Origin of the sequence: Pseudomonas sp. LS1212 (assembly GCF_024741815.1) — a bacterium.
Lineage (GTDB): Bacteria > Pseudomonadota > Gammaproteobacteria > Pseudomonadales > Pseudomonadaceae > Aquipseudomonas.
On the sequence record NZ_CP102951.1, the window covers coordinates 924,901 to 943,401 of the forward strand.

Sequence of the window (18,501 nt, forward strand, 5' to 3'; positions counted from 1 at the left end):
ATCTGTTGCTGCGAGTACCTGATACTCGATTCCTAGAGCAGACTTTGCAGCTTGCGATGCAACATCGAAATGTTGCTTCCTTTTGCTACAAACCCTGTTTGGGTCCCTGCAAGAAGGGCCAAAACTTTATCAGCTTCAGCTTTGCTTGGGAAGGCCCCAAACACACAACTTCCAGTTCCGGTGAGTCTAGCATCAGTGAATTTGTTTAGCAAATTCAGTGAGTTACGTATTTCTGGGTAACTCTGCTCTACCACCGGTTGGCAGTCATTTCGACTGTTTCCCTTGGGAACGGGGCGCATATTAATGGGCGTTGAATCACGTGTCAACAATGGATGTGAAAAAATTTCTGCTGTACTTACAGATACTTGCGGGACAAGCACGACATACCAGGGTTCTTCGGGATCTACCGGGGTGAGGATCTCGCCCACGCCCTCGGCGAACGCCGCGTGCCCACGCACGAAAACCGGCACGTCGGCCCCCAGTTTCAGGCCCAGTGCGGCCAGGCGATCTTCACTCACGTCCAGCTTCCAGAGGTAATTGAGCCCCAGCAGCGTGGTGGCTGCATCGGAACTGCCGCCGCCGATCCCGCCGCCCATGGGCAGGATTTTTTTCAGCCAGATATCCGCCCCGAGTTTGCCGCCGGACAGATTTTGCAGTTGTCGAGCGGCCTTGACGATCAGGTTGCTCTCATGGGGAACGTTGTCGATTTCCGTGCGCAGATGTATTTCGCCATCGTCGCGCAAGGCGAAAGACAGCTCGTCGCCGTAATCGAGAAACTGAAAGAGGGTCTGCAACTCGTGATAGCCGTCAGGACGGCGCCCGAGAATGTGCAGCATCAGGTTGAGCTTGGCCGGGGCGGGCAGGGTCAGGGTAGGCTGGGACATGTCAGTGCCCCAGTTGGCGTGGTTGCCAATCCTTGACGACGAGTGTCACGTCGAGGTCGCGGCCATGCAGCTTGAGGCGTTCAGGCAGCCAGTAGCCCTTGTGCTGGGTGTAGCTCAAATATTCGACGCTCCAGCCATCCTGCTCGAGGTTGGCCAGGCGGCTGTCGCTGTCCAGGGTCAGACGACTCTTGCTGTCGGGGGCGGGCAAGCCACGTACCCACCAGACCAGATGCGAGACCGGCAGTTTCCAGCCCATTTGCTCTTCAAGCAGGTTTTCGGGGCTATGGGCTTCATAGCGGCCCTGGTTGGCAACTTCCAGCACGACCTGGCCGGGGCGGCCGGTGAGGCGGGCGGCGCCGCGCCCGAGCGGGCCGGACAGGCGGATGTCGTAGTACTCCTGGCGCTGCAGCCAGAACAATGTGCCACTGCCCGAATCCTTTGGCGCACGGATGCCGACCTTGCCGTTGATTTGCCAGCCGTCGAGTTGACTCAGCTGCTCTTTGTGCTCGCGCCATTGTTGGCGATTGCCCTGACCTTCGAGGGCTTCCCTGGGGCCCAGGGCGGCACAGCCGGCGAGCAGGGCGATGAAGCTGAACGTAATGAAGTGGCGCAAAAACATGGCTTTAGAGGGTCTCGGATCCGGTCAGGCGCAGCACGGTGCTGCGCAGGATAGGGCTGTCGGGTTGGTCCTTGAGCGCTTTGCTCCAGACTTTTCGGGCTTCGCGTTGCTTGCCGTTGGCCCAGAGCACTTCGCCCAGGTGAGCGGCGACTTCGTGATCGGGGAAGCGTTCCAGGGCCTGGCGCAACAGGCGTTCGGCCTCATCGAGGTTACCCAGGCGATAGTTCACCCAGCCGAGGCTGTCGAGAACCGCCGGGTCTTCCGGATTGAGCTTGTGCGCCTGTTCGATCAGCGTTTTGGCTTCGGCATAGCGGGTAGTGCGATCGGACAGGGTGTAACCCAGGGCATTGAGGGCCATGGCGTTGTCCGGCTCGCGCTTGATGATGGTGCGCAGGTCTTTTTCCATCTGCGCCAGGTCGTTGCGCTTTTCAGCCAGCATGGCTCGGGTGTAGAGCAGGTTCAGGTCCTCGGGATACTGCTTGAGGGCTTGTTCGAGCACTTGCCAGGCTTGCTGTTGCTTGTTGTTGTTGACCAGGGTCTCGGATTCGATCAAGTACAACTGGATAGCGTAATCGGGCTGGATTTCACGGGCCGCTGACAGGCGCTGGGAGGCCTCGGCCGAACGCCCGTTGGCCACCAGGATGTCGGCCTGGCGCAACTGTGCCGGTAGATAGTCGTTGCCGGGGCCGACTTGCGCATACTCGATCAAGGCGCCTTGCGGATCCTTGCGTTCTTCATGGACGCGGCCCAGGTTCAAATGCGCCGAGTCGACATGGCTGCCACGGGCGATAAGGTCTTCCAGGTAACCGGCAGCCTCATCCCAGGCCTTGGCCTCCATGCACACCAGTGCCAGTGAATAGCGCAGTTCATCGTCATCGGGATATTGCTGAACCAGGCTCGAGAATTCGACCTTGGCGTCGTCGAGCCGGTCCTGTTCGACCAGTGTGCGCGCGTAGGTCAGGCGCAGGCGCTTGTCATCGGGGTATTGGCGAATGCTCTTTTCCAGCAGCGGTATGGCTTCCTTGCCCCGATTGAGGCTTTGCAACAGGCGGGCACGCAAAAGCATCGGGGCAATTTCGCCTTCTTCCGGCGGGTTGTCTTCGAGCAGCCTCAGCGCCCCTTGGGAATCACCGTTCTGCTGCAACAACAGGGCCTTGCCGAACAGCAATTGACTGTTGTTCGGGTATTTGGCCAGCAGGCGGTCGAAACTTTGCAGCAAGCCGTCGCGGGTGTCCTGATCGGTTTCGGCAGCCGACAGGGCGAGGAAATCGAAATGGGTATCGCCCTGACCTTGCAGGACCTTTTCCATATAGGCCATCGAGTCGTCGTAGCGACCTGCGCGCGCCAGCTGAACGGCCGCTGCGCGCTGGGCATCGAGGTTGCCAGTGTCGTTTCGTGCCCAGATCAATGCCGTGTCGAGGGCCGCCGGATCGGCGCCCAGGTACTCGGCGATTCGAAAGGCGCGCTCGGAAATACCCGGATCCTGCGTGTTGATCGCCTGGGTTACATAGTTGTCCAGGGCGATATCGAAGCGATTGCGCTGGCCGGCCAATTCCGCAGCCAGGAGGCTGTAGATCGTGTCCTGGCTGAATGATCCATACACCTGGGGCTTGGCTTCAGGCGCCTTGGCGGTTTCTTCGACGGGCGGTGAGCCGTCTTGTGAAACGGGCAACCAGGCCTGGCAACCCTGGAGCATGACAAAGGCAAGGAACAATGCGGAAGATCTATTCATATTGGGGAATTGGCGACTAACCTGCGGTCGGATCATCATGACACAAGCGCTAGGGCAAACCCATAATTGATGGCACATCCAGACACGGACTATTGAGACAATAGAGAGCGGAGGTTGTTCTCAATCTAGCGAAGTAGGACAATTGTCGGCTTCTCGACATCATCAGCGACCTTGAATGGCCTTTCTTGCCCTCGGTATCAACCATAAGACTGCCTCAGTAGACGTGCGCGAGCGCGTGGCGTTTACCCCTGAGCAGCTGGTCGAGGCCTTGCAGCAGCTCTGCCGCCTGACCCACAGCCGCGAAGCTGCGATCCTCTCGACCTGTAATCGCAGCGAGCTGTATATAGAACAGGATCACCTGGGGGCCGACAGCGTTCTGCGCTGGCTGGCCGAATACCACCAGTTGAGCCTGGACGAGCTGCGTGCCAGTGCGTACATCCATGAAGATGACGCGGCGGTAAGGCACATGATGCGGGTCGCCTCCGGGCTCGATTCGCTGGTGCTGGGCGAGCCGCAGATCCTCGGCCAGATGAAATCGGCCTATGCCGTGGCCCGCGAGGCGGGCACCATTGGTCCGCTGCTGGGGCGTTTGTTCCAGGCCACCTTCAGCGCGGCCAAGCAGGTGCGTACCGACACCGCCATCGGCGAGAACCCGGTTTCGGTGGCCTTTGCCGCGGTGAGCCTGGCCAAGCAGATTTTCAGCGATCTGGCCCGTAGCCAGGCCTTGCTGATCGGTGCTGGCGAGACTATCACCCTGGTTGCCCGCCATCTGCACGAGCAGGGCGTCAAGCGTATCGTGGTGGCTAACCGGACGCTGGAGCGCGCGAGTACTCTGGCCGAACAGTTCGGTGCGCATGCCGTGCTGCTTTCCGATATCCCGCATGAGCTGGTCAACAGCGACATCGTGATCAGTTCTACTGCAAGCCAGTTGCCGATTTTGGGCAAGGGCGCGGTGGAAAGCGCGCTGAAGCTGCGCAAACACAAGCCGATTTTCATGGTCGATATCGCCGTACCGCGCGATATCGAACCGGAAGTCGGCGAGATGGACGACGTTTACCTCTATTCGGTCGATGACCTGCACGAAGTCGTTGCAGAGAATCTCAAGAGCCGACAAGGTGCAGCTCAGGCGGCTGAAGAGCTGGTTGCCGTGGGCGCCGAAGACTTCATGCTGCGCTTGCGTGAGTTGGCGGCAGTCGATGTGCTCAAGGCCTACCGCCAGCAGAGCGAGCGCATGCGCGACGAGGAGCTGCAAAAGGCCCAGCGGTTGCTGGCCAATGGCACCAGCGCCGAAGACGTGCTGGTGCAACTGGCCCGTGGTCTGACCAACAAATTGTTGCATGCACCGAGCGTGCAACTGAAAAAGCTGTCTGCCGAAGGCCGCCTCGATGCGCTGGCCATGGCCCAAGAACTCTTTGCCCTCGGTGAGGGCCCGACGGATAAAACCCCGCAATGAAAGCGTCACTGCGCAATAAACTGGAGACCATCCAGGACCGTTTCGAGGAATTGACTGCCCTGTTGGGCGATGCCGAAGTCATTTCCGAGCAAACCCGATTTCGTGCCTATTCCAAGGAGTACGCCGAACTCGAGCCTATCGCGGCAGCCTGGCAGCGCTGGTGCAAGGTCCAGGATGATCTGGAAGGGGCGCAGGCATTGCTCAAGGACAGCGACCCGGACATGCGTGAAATGGCCGTGGAAGAAGTCCGCGAAGCCAAGGAGCAACTCGTCGAGCTCGAAGGCCAGTTGCAACGCATGCTGCTGCCCAAGGATCCCAACGACGGTCGCAACGTGTTCCTGGAAATTCGTGCCGGCACCGGTGGCGATGAGGCGGCGATTTTCTCCGGCGACCTGTTCCGCATGTATTCACGCTATGCCGAACGGCGCGGCTGGCGGCTCGAGATCCTCTCCGAGAACGAAGGCGAGCACGGCGGCTACAAAGAGGTCATTGCCCGGGTCGAAGGCGAGCACGTCTACGGCAAGCTGAAATTCGAATCCGGCGCTCACCGCGTCCAGCGCGTGCCGGAGACCGAGTCCCAGGGCCGTGTGCATACGTCCGCCTGCACCGTGGCGGTGTTGCCCGAACCCGACGAACAGGTGGCGATCGAGATCAACCCGGCCGATCTGCGCGTCGATACCTACCGCTCTTCGGGGGCCGGTGGCCAGCACGTCAACAAGACCGATTCGGCAATCCGCATCACCCACTTGCCGACCGGTATCGTGGTCGAGTGCCAGGAAGAACGCTCCCAGCACAAGAACCGCGCGCGGGCCATGTCGTGGCTTTCGGCCAAATTGAACGACATGCAGACCAGCGCCGCGCAGAATGCGATTGCCAGCGAACGCAAGTTGCTGGTGGGCTCGGGCGACCGATCCGAGCGCATTCGCACCTACAACTATCCACAAGGCCGCGTGACGGATCACCGCATCAATCTGACCTTGTATTCCCTCGATGAGGTCCTGGCAGGTGGCGTCGACGCGGTAATCGAACCGCTGCTGGCCGAGTACCAGGCCGATCAACTTGCAGCACTGGGTGAGTAAATGACGATTATTGCCAGCCTGCTCCGAGGCGCAGAGCTTCCCGACTCACCGACGGCACGTCTGGATATCGAGCTGTTGCTCGCCGCTGCCTTGGGCAAGAGCCGCAGCTACCTGCACACCTGGCCCGAGCGGATTGTCAGCAGCGAGGCGGCGGACACTTTCTCCTCTTACCTGCAGCGACGCCGCGCCGGCGAGCCTGTGGCCTATATCCTTGGCCAGCAAGGTTTCTGGAAGCTGGACCTGGAAGTCGCGCCACATACGCTGATCCCGCGTCCGGAAACCGAATTGCTGGTGGAAGCGGCACTCAATCTGTTGCCGGCGACCATGGCCCGGGTTCTGGACCTGGGCACGGGTACCGGTGCGATTGCCCTGGCCGTGGCCTGCGAGCGTCCGGCCTGGCAGGTGACGGCGGTCGACCGGGTACTTGAGGCCGCGGCCCTGGCCGAGCGCAATCGCCAGCGCTTGCAACTCGAGAACGTAACGGTGCTCAGCAGTCACTGGTTCAGTGCGCTTGAGGGCAAACGCTTCGACTTGATCATCAGTAACCCACCGTACATTGCCGCCACCGACCCGCATCTGGTGGCGGGTGATGTGCGCTTTGAACCTGCCAGCGCGCTGGTGGCAGGCGATGACGGGCTCGATGATTTGCGGACAATCATTGCCCAGGCGCCGGGACACCTCGAGACCGGCGGCTGGCTGTTGCTCGAGCATGGGTACGATCAGGCCGCTGTCGTGCGCGAGTTGCTGGCCAGACATGATTTCGAGCAGATCGAAAGCCGCCTTGACCTTTCCGGTCACGAGCGCATCAGCCTGGGGCGTCTATCGTGCTGACCGACCAGGAATTGCTGCGTTACAGCCGCCAGATTCTGCTGCAGCAGATCGATATCGACGGCCAATTGCGACTCAAGGCAAGCCGTGCATTGATCGTCGGGCTGGGCGGGCTCGGCTCGCCCGTGGCGTTGTACCTGGCGGCGGCCGGGGTCGGCGAATTGCATCTGGCAGACTTCGACACTGTCGATGTGACCAACCTGCAGCGCCAGGTCTTGCACGATAGCCAGACGGTAGGCATGAGCAAGGTCGACTCGGCCATTGCTCGCCTGGGTGCGATCAACCCTGAGGTTGCCCTGGTCGCCCACCGTGCGGCGCTGGACGAGGACTCACTGGCTGCGGCCGTGGCGGCGGTGGATCTGGTGCTCGATTGTTCGGACAATTTTTCGACCCGCGAGGCCGTCAATGCGGCCTGCGTGGCGGCGGGCAAACCGCTGGTCAGCGGGGCGGCGATCCGCCTGGAAGGCCAGCTTTCGGTGTTCGATCCCAGGCGCGGTGACAGCCCTTGCTACCACTGCCTGTACGGGCATGGCAGCGAAGCTGAACTGACCTGCAGTGAAGCCGGCGTGGTCGGCCCGCTGGTGGGGCTGGTCGGTAGTCTGCAGGCGCTCGAAGCGCTGAAGCTGCTGGCCGGTTTCGGTGAGCCTCTGGTCGGTCGATTGTTGTTGATCGATGCCTTGGGTAGCCGGTTCCGAGAGTTGCGAGTCAAGCGCGACCCGGCCTGTCGTGTCTGTGCAGATGCCCATGCCTGACGCGAACCAGGCGCCGATCGGCGTGTTCGATTCCGGGGTCGGCGGCTTGTCGGTGTTGGGTGAGATCCGTCATCTGTTGCCTGATGAGTCGCTGCTGTATGTTGCAGATTGCGGGCACATTCCTTATGGCGAGAAATCCCCCGAGTTCATTCGCCAGCGCTGCCGCAAGGTAGCCGAGTTTTTTCATGCCCGGGGTGCCAAGGCATTCGTGCTGGCCTGCAATACCGCTACCGTGGCGGCGGTTGCCGATTTGCGCGAACAGTACCCACACTGGCCCATCATCGGCATGGAGCCTGCGGTGAAGCCGGCAGCGGCCGCCACCCGCACGGGGGTGGTCGGCGTTCTGGCCACCACCGGGACCTTGCAGAGTGCAAAGTTCGCGGCCTTGCTCGACCGCTTCGCCAACGATGTACGGGTGATCACCCGACCTTGCCCAGGCCTGGTGGAACTCATCGAGCAGGGTGAGCTGCAAAGCCCGGCCCTGCGTGAACTGCTGGCCGGTTATGTCGAGCCTTTGCTGGCCGGTGGCTGCGACACGCTGATTCTCGGCTGCACTCACTACCCCTTCCTCAAGCCTCTGCTGCACGAAATGGTGCCTGAATCGGTGGCAATCATCGATACCGGCGCGGCGGTAGCCAGGCAACTCAAACGACTGCTCGGTGAAAGGGCGTTGTTGGCAACAGGGCCGTCGTTGCCTGCGCAGTTCTGGACGAGTGCCGATACCGAGCATTTTAGCAAGATCCTACCTATGCTCTGGATTAAGAGTGGCGACGTGCATAAATTCGACCTGTGAGAAAGTGCGCAAAGCATTCGATTCGGGTGAACTAACACGCAACCACCGATTTCTATAAGTTGCCGAGTGCGGCGACAAAAAAGTCCAACAGCTGTATTGGAAAGCAGGATGTTGCTCATGAATAAACTACTTGGTCTGGCTGCGCTTGCAGTCATCAGTCTGGGGCAATCGCTCACAGTGCAGGCAGCGGATGTTTCCTTTTCCGTAGGTCAGACCGCTGAGTCCACCATGACCTATCGCCTGGGCCTGCAGTCGAATTGGGATGCCAGTTGGTGGCAAACCAGTGTCGGGCGCATTACCGGTTATTGGGATGGTGCCTACACCTATTGGGACGGTGACGAGACCAGCAGCAACCATAGTCTTTCATTCGCTCCGGTCTTCGTTTATGAGTTCGCTGGCGAGTCGATCAAGCCTTATATCGAGATTGGTGTCGGTGTGGCGGCTTTCTCCAGTACTGAAGTAGAAAGCAATGAACTAGGGTCATCCTTCCAGTTCGAAGACCGTATTGGTTTGGGCCTGCGATTTGCCGGAGGGCAGGAAGTCGGCATTCGCGCCATCCACTATTCAAATGGCGGATTGCAGAAACCCAACGACGGTATCGAAAGCTACGCCGTGCATTACCGTATGCCGCTGTAAGGGTGAGCACTTTACGCAGTCTGGCGGTGGGGTGTCAGTGCTGCACCTTGTGCGGCAACGGCCAGAGGTTGGCAAGGAGCAGGGCGGGGAAAACGATTTCCCTGGGCCGCGATTGCAGGCGGTCGTTCAAGTAAATCGCAGCTTTTTCAGCGGGCCATAACAACGGTGTCGCGACCTTGCCCTTGGCGCAAGAGAGCGAGCCATCGGGGACAGGGCAGACCACTGTCATATCGATTTCGTCCCGGGCCAGCTCGCGTTTCATCCTCTTGAGCAAAATGTTCAGGCCGGTAGGCGGCACACCGTCTTTGCTACCGGGCAGCGGTAGCCAGGTAATCGAGCTGGCAATGGCCACCACATGCGGTTCGTGCCCTTGGCGAAGCAGAGGCAACGCCGATTCGAAGCAGTGTTGACTGGCCAACAGATTGGTTGCGATGACGCGCTCGAACACCTTGTCATCCAACGCGCCGGCATCGACATATTCACACGTCCCGGCATTCAGAATCAGAGTATCCAATGTGCCCCAGGCCTGGGCGATTCGCTCGCCAATGGCCCGAGCCTCGACGCGGTCACTCAGGTTTCCCGGTGCATACAGGACCTGTCCGGGAAAGCGCTCTGCCATTCCCATCAATGAAGCGCTGCAATTGCCGCTCAAGGCCAGCTGGGCACCACCGAGCAACAGGTGCTCGGCCAGCGCTGAGCCCAGGCCACTGCTGGCGCCGGTCAACCAGATACGTCGTGACATGCTCATCCGATGCTCCTTTTGGCCGGGCAGGCAGAGGGGCTAAAAACATGGCAGGTACTACGGTCGGTCCGGCCTCGTAGATCGCTGCGCAACCAGATCAGATGCATGCTTTTCCTGTTCATGCCGGTTGTGACTGGAGAAGCTTCAGTTGTTGCAGGCACTGATAGGCTGACAGGAGATCCTCGCTCAGATGCAATCCTGCAATAACAGTGAGCGATTCACGCAGTTCAGCCTTATGGATGATGACCGCAGGCCCACACAGGAGTTTCGGACAATCGATGCCCTTCAATAACCGCCCGAGCTGGGTAGGGTTGAGTGCTTTGCTGGCACTGAGCAGCACCGCGCGTGCTGCGAGCCGGTCGATGGCCAGGGCCAGTTCGCCGGCCGGCAACGGCCAATCAAATACCTCCACGGGGCAGCCAGCGCTACTGACCAGCCAGGCGATCAGCCACAGCTGTGGGTCCAGTGGCAGGTCGGAATGGTTGATCAACAAGAGCGGCGGACCATTGAGTTGCCGGTTGTTGTGATAGATCCGCGCGCCGAGTTTGCTGCGCAGCCAGGAATGGAAGAACACTCGCTCCATCTGCATGCCGAATTGGCCCTGCCAGCGCTGTTCCAGGTCGACCATCAACGGGATCAGCAGTTGTTCGCACAGGGTCGTGGGAGGGTAGAGCGCCATCGCTTGATTGATGCTTTCATCGAGACGGCGCTCGGCCAGCTCACCGACGCTTTGTAGCACGCTTTGACGCATGGCCAGCCACTCACTGGTTTCTGACTCCCGCAGGCCCTGGGGCGGGGAGTGGAGCAGCGCCTTGACCTGGCTTACCGACACGCCACGGTTGAGCCAGGTCAGAATGTTCTGGATCCGCTGGACATGCCCATCGTTGTAGAGCCGGTGCCCCTTGGCCGTACGCTGCGGCACGATCAAGCCATAGCGGCGTTCCCAGGCACGCAGGGTTATGGCATTGACGCCCGTCTGGCGCGCCACTTCGCGGATCGGCAGCCAGCCTTCGGCTTGATTGCAGAGCGCTTTGGGGGGTGGTAGGGCCATGGCTTCAGTTCGCATTTTGCAGGTGGGTACTGTCCGGGTGCTGCTGCAGGTAAACCTGTTGGAGCAGGTACGGGTCGGGATGTTGGCGCAGGTGCTGCTTGAGCAGGGTAATCGGCACCACCAGCGGCACGGTGCCTTTATGGTATCGGTCGATCGACTGGTGGATTTCCTGTCGGTCTTCGGCGCTGATGGATTTGCGCAGGTAACCGCTCAGGTGCAGCAAGACATTCGTGTGGTTGCCGCGGCTGGCAGGGTGCTTGAGCGCCTGGATCAACTGGCTGAAGTATTGCGGGCCCAGCTGTGCGGCATCGGCGTTTCCCATGCTGCCCAGCAGTTTGCCCAGCGCCTTGTACTGCGGTGGGTTGTGGGCCATGAGCAAATATTTGTAGCGGGCATGAAAGCTCGTCAGTGCACGCCGGGTCAACCCGCTTCGAAGCAGTTGTTGCCAGTCGGCATGGGCACGCGGCTCATCGAAGCAGGACATGTCTCACCTCCGTAGAGGAACCTGTACATAAAGGCCGTCATGCACAATCTTGGTTCATCATAAAAGTGTTGGTGTACAAGTCAAATAGTTTGTATAACTTTGATGAACGGATTTTTTACAGGGCATGGCTTGCATACAAGGGCCGCCATCGACGCGCAATGGATCTGCCCCTGATCAATCAAGGTGTTCGAGCAGGCGCCGAGCCGCTTCCTGGCCACTGAGCCATGCACCTTCGACCCGGCCCGACAGGCACCAGTCACCACATACGTACAGGCCCAGGTCGGCATCGGCCAGGGCGCCCCATTCATGTGCGACAGCCGGTCGGGCATACAGCCAGCGGTGGGCGAGGGTAAAAGTCGGCGCAGGCACCACGCAGCCGAGCAGTTCGGCAAATGCACCGTGCAATTGCTCGATCGCTTGCTCCTTGGCCAGGCCGATATGCTTCTTGCTCCAACTACTGCTGGCGTGTAGCACCCAGGTGTCAGGGGTGCTTTCGCGACCGGGCTTGCTGCGGTTGAGGGCGAGCCAGTCCAGTGGGCCGTCCTGGACGAAGCAGCCTTGCACGGGGGTGTCCAGCGGTGTATCGAAAGCCAGGGCAACCGCCCAGGTGGGCTCCATTTTCACACCCGCCGCGACGTTTGCGAGCTTCGGTGCAACCGTCGTCAGCAGGGCATTGGCCTGGGGCGCCGGGACAGCAATGATCACATGACTGAAGGGGCCGTGGTCGCAGTCTTCGATGTCATGTAGAAACCAATGCTGTTCGCCTCGGAAGACGTCGCTGATCCGGCAGGAAAAGGTTCTTGGCAAATCACCGAGCATGGCCCGGGTGATGGCGCCCATGCACGGTACTCCGACCCATCGGGTCTGCTCGTCGGGAGACGGCATGAGATTGCCGGCACGGTAGTTATAAAGCTGCGGCGTCCACTCTTGGATACAACCCTTGGCTTGCCACTGCTGTATCTGTTCGACAAAACGGCGATCCCGCGCAGTGAAATACTGTGCGCCCAAGTCCAGCGCACCGGCATCGCTGCGCTTGCTGGACATGCGCCCGCCGCAGCCGTGGCTCTTGTCGAACAAGTGAACGGCCTGCCCGGCTTTGTGCAAAGCCTGGGCCGCCGAGAGTCCGGCGATGCCGGTGCCGATGATTGCGATAGGTACAGTCATAGTGGCCTCGTTACCCTCTATACACAGACTACGCTGTAGCACAAACCTGTACAATAATGAATTTCGGTACAACTTGCTCCATTCATGGCTGACAGGGTTTGGCCTATGGTTTATTTGTGAGTGTCTGCAGTTAAAGAGCCTTGCTCTTAAAAATAGACTAGTGATCGACGCTCAACGCCACGCGAGGATGCGCACATGCACATATTGCTGACCGGCGGTACGGGTTTGATGGGGCGACAGCTCTGCCAGCACTGGTTGGGGCAAGGGCATCGACTCACGGTGTGGAGCAGGCGCCCCGGGCAGGTGGCCAAACTTTGCGGTGCCGCCGTCAGGGGGATCGGCCAGCTCCAGGAGTATGGAGCAGAGCCAATCGATGCGGTGATCAACCTGGCCGGCGAACCGATTGCCGATCGACCCTGGACAGCCCGGCGCCGGGCATTGCTCTGGGGTAGCCGCATCACGTTGACCGAGCAGTTGCTGTCGTGGCTCGAACAACGATCACAACGGCCGGCAGTGTTGATCTCGGGTTCGGCGACAGGCTGGTACGGCGATGCCGGCGAGCGTGAGCTGAGCGAGGATTCGCAGCCGGTCAAAGAGGATTTCGCCAGCCATCTTTGCCTCGCCTGGGAAGAAACCGCGCAACGTGCCGAAACCTTGGGCATTCGGGTGGTGCTGGTGCGCACCGGGCTGGTACTGGCCAGCGAGGGCGGGCTGCTTTCACGTCTGCGCCTGCCTTTCAAACTGGGCCTGGGCGGTCCGATCGGCGATGGCCGGCAGTGGATGCCGTGGATCCATATACACGATCAAATCGCCCTGATTGACTTTCTTTTGCACCGCGCTGACGCCAGCGGTCCTTATAATGCCTGCGCCCCGGAGCCGGTACGCAATGGCGAGTTCGCCAAGCGATTGGGCAAGGTCCTGCACCGCCCGGCCATTATGCCGATGCCGGCGTTGCTCCTGCGCGCGGGGCTCGGCGAGTTGTCCGGGTTGTTGCTGGGCGGGCAGAGGGCCCGGCCGGTTCGTTTACTGGCGGCAGGTTTCACCTTCCGTTTCAATGATGTGGAATCGGCCCTGGACGAGCTGTCCAGTCGCCTCTGAAATAGGACGTTGCATGACCGATCATGCTTTGCTGCTGGTCAATCTGGGCTCACCGGCTTCCACCGAGGTGGCCGATGTTCGCAGTTATCTCAATCAGTTTCTCATGGACCCCTACGTCATCGACCTGCCCTGGCCGATTCGGCGACTGTTGGTCTCGCTGATTCTCATCAAGCGACCGGAACAGTCAGCCCATGCCTATGCCTCGATCTGGTGGGACGAAGGCTCGCCCCTGGTGGTACTGACCCGACGCCTGCAGCAGGCGATGAGCGAGCACTGGCCCCATGGCCCGGTAGAAATGGCCATGCGTTACGGTGAGCCGTCGCTCGAGACCGTCCTGGCCAGGTTGGCAGCCCAGGGCGTTGGCAAGGTGACTCTGGCGCCGCTGTATCCGCAATTTGCCGACAGTACCGTAACCACTGTGGTGGAGCTGGCCAGGCAGATCGTGCGCGACCAGCAGTTGCCCTTGCAGCTGTCGCTGTTGCAGCCCTTCTATGATCAGCCCGAGTACATCGATGCTTTGGTCGCCAGCGCCAAACCTTACCTGGAGCAGCCGTACGATCATTTGTTGTTGAGCTTCCATGGTTTGCCCGAGCGCCATCTGAAGAAGCTCGACCCCACTGGCAAGCATTGCTTTGCGGATGCCGATTGCTGCCGTGATGCATCGCCGGAAGTCCTCGCCGTCTGCTATCGCGGGCAGTGCCTGCGTACCGCTCAAGCCTTTGCCGAGCGCATGGGCTTGCCCGAGGGCTCGTGGTCGGTGTCGTTCCAGTCGCGCCTGGGCCGGGCCAAATGGATCGAACCCTATACCGAAGCGCGGCTCGACGAATTGGCCAGGCAGGGCGTGAAGAAAATCATGGTCATGTGCCCGGCCTTCGTTGCCGATTGCATCGAGACGCTGGAGGAGATCGGTGATCGCGGGCGCGAGCAGTTCCTGGAGGCTGGCGGTGAGGAGTTGGTGTTGGTGCCTTGCCTGAACAATCACCCGGAGTGGGTGCAGGCGTTGAAGACGCTGTGTGAGCGGGCGGTCTAGCGTAGTGGGGGTGACTGTTCCGGCCTCATCGCGGGCAAGCCCGCGATGCTTTTAGCTACGGCAACTGATCATCCAGTGCCTTGTTCTTCCAGCTCTCATGGCCAGGCAGCAGCAGGTTCAAGGCAATGGCAACCACGGCGCACAGGGCAATGCCCTTGAGGCCGAAGTCGTCAGGGCCGGTACCGCTGCCGATCAGAACGCCACCGATGCCGAATACTAGGGTGACCGAGACGATCACCAGGTTGCGCGCTTCGCCCAGATCGATCTTGTGGCGGATCATGGTGTTCATCCCCACCGCGGCGATCGAACCGAACAGCAGGCACAGGATCCCGCCCATGACCGGCACCGGGATGCTTTGCAGCAGGGCGCCGAACTTGCCGATGAAGGCCAGGCTGATGGCGAAAATCGCCGCCCAGGTCATGATCTTCGGGTTGTAGTTCTTGGTCAGCATCACCGCGCCGGTCACTTCGGCATAGGTGGTGTTGGGCGGTCCGCCGAACAGCCCGGCGGCAGTCGTGGCTATACCGTCACCGAAGAGGGTGCGGTGCAGGCCGGGTTTCTTCAGGTAGTCGCGACCGGTCACGCTGCCGACGGCGATAACCCCGCCGATATGCTCGATGGCCGGGGCCAGGGCCACAGGTACGATGAACAGGATGGCCTGCCAGTTGAACTCCGGTGCGGTGAAGTGCGGCAGGGCGAGCCATGGCGCCGCCGCAATCTTCGCGGTATCGACCACGCCGAAGTAGAACGACAGGGCAAAGCCTACCAGTACCCCGGAGATGATCGGCACCAGGCGGAAGATGCCCTTGCCGAATACGGCGACGATCAGGGTGGTCAGCAGCGCCGGCATGGAAATCAACATGGCGGTGCTGTAGGGGATCAGCTCGGTACCATCGCCGGCCTTGCCCATGGCCATGTTCGCGGCAATCGGCGCCATCGCCAGGCCAATGGAAATGATCACCGGGCCGATGACTACCGGCGGCAGCAACCGGTCGATGAAGCCGGTGCCCTTGATCTTCACCGCCAGGCCCAGGAACGTATAAACGAACCCGGCCGCCATCACCCCGCCCATGGTCGCGGCCAGGCCGAACTGGCCCTTGGCGAGTATGATCGGCGTGATGAAGGCAAAGCTCGAGGCCAGGAACACCGGGACCTGGCGCCCGGTGACCAGTTGGAACAGCAGAGTCCCTAAACCTGCGGTAAACAGCGCGACATTCGGGTCGAGGCCTGTAATCAGCGGCATCAATACCAGTGCGCCAAAGGCTACGAAAAGCATTTGCGCGCCGGAGACGACCTGCCGCCAGAGCGGGTCCTTGAACTCATCCGGCATTATCAGGCGTCCTTCTGTTTGGTGCCGAATATCTTGTCACCGGCATCGCCCAGGCCCGGGATGATGTAACCGTGTTCGTTCAGGCATTGATCGATGGACGCGGTGTAGATCTGCACGTCCGGGTGGGCCTTCTCGACCACCGCGATGCCTTCGGGGGCGGCCACCAGCACCATGGCGCGAATATCCTTGCAACCGGCCTTTTTCAGCAAGTCGATGGTCGCAACCATGGAACCGCCGGTTGCCAGCATCGGGTCGATGATCATCGCCAGGCGCTCGTCGATTTCCGGGACCAGCTTTTCCAGGTAGGTATGCGCTTCCAGGGTTTCTTCGTTGCGGGCAACGCCCACGGCGCTGACCTTGGCGCCTGGGATCAGGCTGAGCACGCCGTCTAGCATGCCGATGCCGGCGCGCAGGATCGGTACCACGGTAATCTTCTTGCCTGCGATCTTTTCGACCTGGACAGTGCCGCACCAGCCTTCGATATCGTAGCTTTCAAGGGGCAGGTCTTTGGTCGCTTCGTAAGTCAGCAAAGCGCCGACTTCCTGGGCGAGCTCGCGGAAACTCTTCGTGCTGATGTCGGCGCGGCGCATCAGGCCGAGCTTGTGGCGGATCAGCGGGTGGCGGATCTCACGGATGGGCATAGGGTAAGGCTCCGGGGGGGGGGGGGCGGGCAAAAAACGGCGCTAGATTAATCTATTCAGCCATTGAGTCCTACAAGCATTATTGGACGTTAGTCCAGAAATGCTTGATCTGATCCGAGCGGATGCGTACCTTTGCCCGCTTTTCTTCCACCGCCCCCTGGAGAGCGCCATGTCCGCTAATCTCGAGCACATCCGTCAAGTCATGCGAGAGGCCGACTGCCTGTACACCGAAGCTGAAGTCGAAGCGGCCATCGCCCGCGTCGGTGCACAAATCAATGCCGACCTGGCAGAAAGCAATCCGGTGGTCTTCTGTGTCATGAACGGCGGCCTGATCTTCGCAGGCAAGTTGTTGACGCACCTGAATTTCCCGCTTGAGTCCTCCTACCTGCATGCGACCCGTTATCGCAACGAAACCAGCGGCGGCGACCTGTTCTGGAAGGCCAAGCCGGAAGTTTCCTTCATCGATCGTGACGTCTTGATCATCGACGACATTCTCGACGAAGGGCACACCCTGGGTGCCATTATCGATTTCTGCAAACATGCCGGTGCCCGCGCCGTGCACACGGCCGTACTGATCGACAAGGACCATGACCGCAAGGCCCGTCCCGACCTCCAGGCGAACTATGTCGGCCTGCCTTGCATCGACCGTTACATCTTCGGTTACGGCATGGACTACAAGGGCTACTGGCGCAACGCGGCCGGCATCTACGCCGTCAAGGGGCTGTAACCCATGAGCCAGCCCGGTTTTCTCGACCAGTCGCTATTTGCCGAACTTGCACAGAAAGCCGCGGCTAACCCGCGCGGGCGCCAGCACCACAACTTCCATCAGATGGAAGAGCCTTGCCACCGGATGGCCGTGGGGCTGCAGCCTGCGACCTACATCCCGCCGCACCGGCACCTGGGTGCCGACAAGGCTGAGACCTTGATCGTGCTCAAGGGCAAGTTGGGGCTGCTGATTTTCAGCGAGAGCGGGGAAGTCCTGGTCAAGCGTGTGTTGCAGGCCGGTGGCGACTGCCTGGGCGTCGATTTACCGCCGGGCATTTTCCATGGCCTTGTGGTGCTTGAAGCCGACTCGTCGATGTTCGAGTGCAAGGCCGGGCCTTACCGGCCGGTGGGCGAGGGTGAGCTGGCCAGTTGGGCGCCGCGTGAAGGCGAGGCTGGGGTGGCCGAGTACCAGACGTGGATGCGGGCCCAGTTCGACTGACGGGCCTCATCGCGGGCAAGCCCGCTCCTTGTATCGCCTCAGACCTCTGTAGGAGCGGGCTTGCCCGCGATAGCCGCCCCGCAGGACCTCCAGACTGTCCTCATGCTAGAGTGCCCAGCTTCTTTCTCGGAGCCTGCCATGCACTCGCTGACTCGCTTTTTAGCCATCTTCCTGCTCTCCCTCAGCCTGCCACTGGCCGCTGCCCCCATGCACAGCCAATTCCTGCCCCCCGACGACCTGTCCCTGCGCACCGAGCAGCCCGAGCAACAGCAACTGCTGCAAGTCACCGATTTCTCGGTCGTGGTCGGCAATCAGCGCCAGTCCAACCAGCAACCCATTCCGGTGACGTCGCCGCTGCTGCTGCGCCTCAAGGGCAAACCCTTGAGCAAGGGCGCAACCCTGTCCCGAGTGCTGATCAGTTTCGATGCCGAGAGCAAAAGCCTGAAAAAGCCGGTATTCGATGAGAAGAACCGTACCTTGACCCTCAATTATCCGCTGGCCCAGTACCGGGTAATCCTCGACCTGCTGCGCAATGACACCGTCTATGTCCAGTTCCTGGCCTATGCAAACGGGCATATCTGGGTCGATTTGCATACAGGCGCCATACGCGCGCGTTGAGCCGCAAGGCGGGCGGGGGGTAAACTGCCCGCCCGTGAGATGTCCGTGTTCGTTCAGTTGGAGTCGGCAATGCGTAAAGATAAGAAGCAAGTGATTGGTGATGAGATCGGCGATGCGCAGATCAAGTTGTTCCTTGATTTCGAACCCGTCGACGCCACATCGCCGTCGCTGCATAAATTGATCAAGGCCTACCGTGGCCTGCGCATCGACGATTTCGAGCGTTTTGTCGGTTTCTTCGTCGAAGCGGGTTACGACCTGGCTGGCAAGGATGAGCACGGCAATGATTTCATTGCTCTGATCCAGGATCAGCGCAATGCCCCGGAATACATCGAGATCATCAACAAGGCCCGCGGCTGAATTGAT

The 18,501-nt window shown here is 60.5% G+C and carries 20 protein-coding genes and 1 pseudogene; 12 read left to right on the forward strand and 9 right to left on the reverse strand.

Features of this window, described 5'->3' with window-relative positions; translation table 11 throughout:
- Positions 1-32: 32 nt before the first annotated feature.
- Genes ispE through NVV94_RS04170 form a run of 3 tightly spaced genes read right to left on the reverse strand, consistent with a single transcriptional unit; the run spans position 33 to position 3,235 of the window.
- Positions 33-884, reverse strand: coding sequence for a 4-(cytidine 5'-diphospho)-2-C-methyl-D-erythritol kinase (gene ispE / locus NVV94_RS04160; RefSeq protein WP_258445975.1), 852 nt, complete (start codon positions 882-884; stop codon positions 33-35).
- Position 885: 1 nt separating this feature from the next.
- Positions 886-1,503: a lipoprotein insertase outer membrane protein LolB gene (gene lolB, locus NVV94_RS04165; RefSeq protein ID WP_258445976.1), complete on the reverse strand. Its 618-nt coding sequence runs from the start codon at positions 1,501-1,503 to the stop codon at positions 886-888.
- A gap of 4 nt (positions 1,504-1,507) precedes the next feature.
- Complete coding sequence (locus NVV94_RS04170; protein WP_258445977.1) at positions 1,508-3,235, reverse strand: tetratricopeptide repeat protein; 1,728 nt, start codon at positions 3,233-3,235, stop codon at positions 1,508-1,510.
- A 175-nt stretch (positions 3,236-3,410) separates the two neighbouring features.
- On the opposite strand from NVV94_RS04170, the gene hemA reads away from it, so the two are divergent.
- The 6 genes from hemA (at position 3,411) to NVV94_RS04200 (ending at position 8,776) form a co-directional block, all read left to right on the forward strand.
- Positions 3,411-4,688 carry a glutamyl-tRNA reductase gene (gene hemA / locus NVV94_RS04175; RefSeq protein WP_258445978.1) on the forward strand — a complete coding sequence of 426 codons (1,278 nt, stop codon included), beginning with the start codon at positions 3,411-3,413 and terminating at the stop codon, positions 4,686-4,688.
- Positions 4,685-5,767, forward strand: coding sequence for a peptide chain release factor 1 (gene prfA / locus NVV94_RS04180; protein WP_258445979.1), 1,083 nt, complete (start codon positions 4,685-4,687; stop codon positions 5,765-5,767). Before hemA ends, prfA begins: the two co-directional genes overlap by 4 nt.
- Positions 5,768-6,598 (forward strand): peptide chain release factor N(5)-glutamine methyltransferase, encoded by an 831-nt coding sequence (gene prmC / locus NVV94_RS04185; protein ID WP_258445980.1) that lies wholly within the window; start codon positions 5,768-5,770, stop codon positions 6,596-6,598. It abuts the gene before it with no gap.
- A complete protein-coding gene (locus NVV94_RS04190) occupies positions 6,592-7,347 on the forward strand; it encodes a molybdopterin-synthase adenylyltransferase MoeB (protein WP_258445981.1) in 756 nt (251 codons plus the stop codon). Before prmC ends, NVV94_RS04190 begins: the two co-directional genes overlap by 7 nt.
- Positions 7,340-8,140 (forward strand): glutamate racemase, encoded by an 801-nt coding sequence (murI, locus tag NVV94_RS04195; RefSeq protein ID WP_258445982.1) that lies wholly within the window; start codon positions 7,340-7,342, stop codon positions 8,138-8,140. Before NVV94_RS04190 ends, murI begins: the two co-directional genes overlap by 8 nt.
- A 117-nt stretch (positions 8,141-8,257) precedes the next feature.
- Positions 8,258-8,776, forward strand: a complete 519-nt coding sequence (locus tag NVV94_RS04200; protein ID WP_258445983.1) for an acyloxyacyl hydrolase — start codon at positions 8,258-8,260, stop codon at positions 8,774-8,776.
- A 34-nt stretch (positions 8,777-8,810) separates the two neighbouring features.
- On the opposite strand, the gene NVV94_RS04205 is transcribed toward NVV94_RS04200, so the two are convergent.
- The 4 genes and pseudogenes from NVV94_RS04205 to NVV94_RS04220 form a co-directional block, all read right to left on the reverse strand.
- Positions 8,811-9,524 (reverse strand): SDR family oxidoreductase, encoded by a 714-nt coding sequence (locus NVV94_RS04205; protein ID WP_258445984.1) that lies wholly within the window; start codon positions 9,522-9,524, stop codon positions 8,811-8,813.
- A gap of 112 nt (positions 9,525-9,636) precedes the next feature.
- Positions 9,637-10,569 (reverse strand): MerR family transcriptional regulator, encoded by a 933-nt coding sequence (locus NVV94_RS04210; protein ID WP_258445985.1) that lies wholly within the window; start codon positions 10,567-10,569, stop codon positions 9,637-9,639.
- 4 nt (positions 10,570-10,573) lie between these two features.
- Positions 10,574-11,029: pseudogene (locus tag NVV94_RS04215) on the reverse strand (YbgA family protein); the annotation flags it as partial.
- 198 nt (positions 11,030-11,227) lie between these two features.
- Positions 11,228-12,217, reverse strand: coding sequence for an NAD(P)/FAD-dependent oxidoreductase (locus NVV94_RS04220; protein WP_258445986.1), 990 nt, complete (start codon positions 12,215-12,217; stop codon positions 11,228-11,230).
- A 195-nt stretch (positions 12,218-12,412) separates the two neighbouring features.
- Between NVV94_RS04220 and NVV94_RS04225 the strand changes: the two genes are divergently transcribed.
- Both NVV94_RS04225 and hemH read left to right on the forward strand, forming a co-directional pair.
- Positions 12,413-13,315 carry a TIGR01777 family oxidoreductase gene (locus NVV94_RS04225; RefSeq protein WP_258445987.1) on the forward strand — a complete coding sequence of 301 codons (903 nt, stop codon included), beginning with the start codon at positions 12,413-12,415 and terminating at the stop codon, positions 13,313-13,315.
- 13 nt (positions 13,316-13,328) lie between these two features.
- Positions 13,329-14,345: a ferrochelatase gene (hemH, locus tag NVV94_RS04230; protein WP_258445988.1), complete on the forward strand. Its 1,017-nt coding sequence runs from the start codon at positions 13,329-13,331 to the stop codon at positions 14,343-14,345.
- Between the two features lie 55 nt (positions 14,346-14,400).
- On the opposite strand, the gene NVV94_RS04235 is transcribed toward hemH, so the two are convergent.
- Both NVV94_RS04235 and upp read right to left on the reverse strand, forming a co-directional pair.
- Positions 14,401-15,675, reverse strand: a complete 1,275-nt coding sequence (locus NVV94_RS04235; protein ID WP_258445989.1) for a uracil-xanthine permease family protein — start codon at positions 15,673-15,675, stop codon at positions 14,401-14,403.
- Positions 15,676-15,677: 2 nt separating this feature from the next.
- Positions 15,678-16,316, reverse strand: a complete 639-nt coding sequence (gene upp / locus NVV94_RS04240) for a uracil phosphoribosyltransferase (RefSeq protein WP_258445990.1) — start codon at positions 16,314-16,316, stop codon at positions 15,678-15,680.
- A gap of 169 nt (positions 16,317-16,485) precedes the next feature.
- On the opposite strand from upp, the gene NVV94_RS04245 reads away from it, so the two are divergent.
- The 4 genes from NVV94_RS04245 (at position 16,486) to NVV94_RS04260 (ending at position 18,495) form a co-directional block, all read left to right on the forward strand.
- Positions 16,486-17,043, forward strand: coding sequence for a hypoxanthine-guanine phosphoribosyltransferase (locus NVV94_RS04245; RefSeq protein ID WP_258445991.1), 558 nt, complete (start codon positions 16,486-16,488; stop codon positions 17,041-17,043).
- A gap of 3 nt (positions 17,044-17,046) precedes the next feature.
- On the forward strand, positions 17,047-17,520 hold the full coding sequence (locus tag NVV94_RS04250; RefSeq protein ID WP_258445992.1) for a WbuC family cupin fold metalloprotein: 474 nt from the start codon (positions 17,047-17,049) through the stop codon (positions 17,518-17,520).
- Between the two features lie 207 nt (positions 17,521-17,727).
- Positions 17,728-18,138, forward strand: coding sequence for a hypothetical protein (locus NVV94_RS04255; protein WP_408733476.1), 411 nt, complete (start codon positions 17,728-17,730; stop codon positions 18,136-18,138).
- Positions 18,139-18,207: 69 nt separating this feature from the next.
- Entirely contained in the window at positions 18,208-18,495 is a 288-nt protein-coding gene (locus NVV94_RS04260) for a PA4642 family protein (RefSeq protein ID WP_258445994.1), read from the forward strand.
- Positions 18,496-18,501 lie beyond the last annotated feature (6 nt).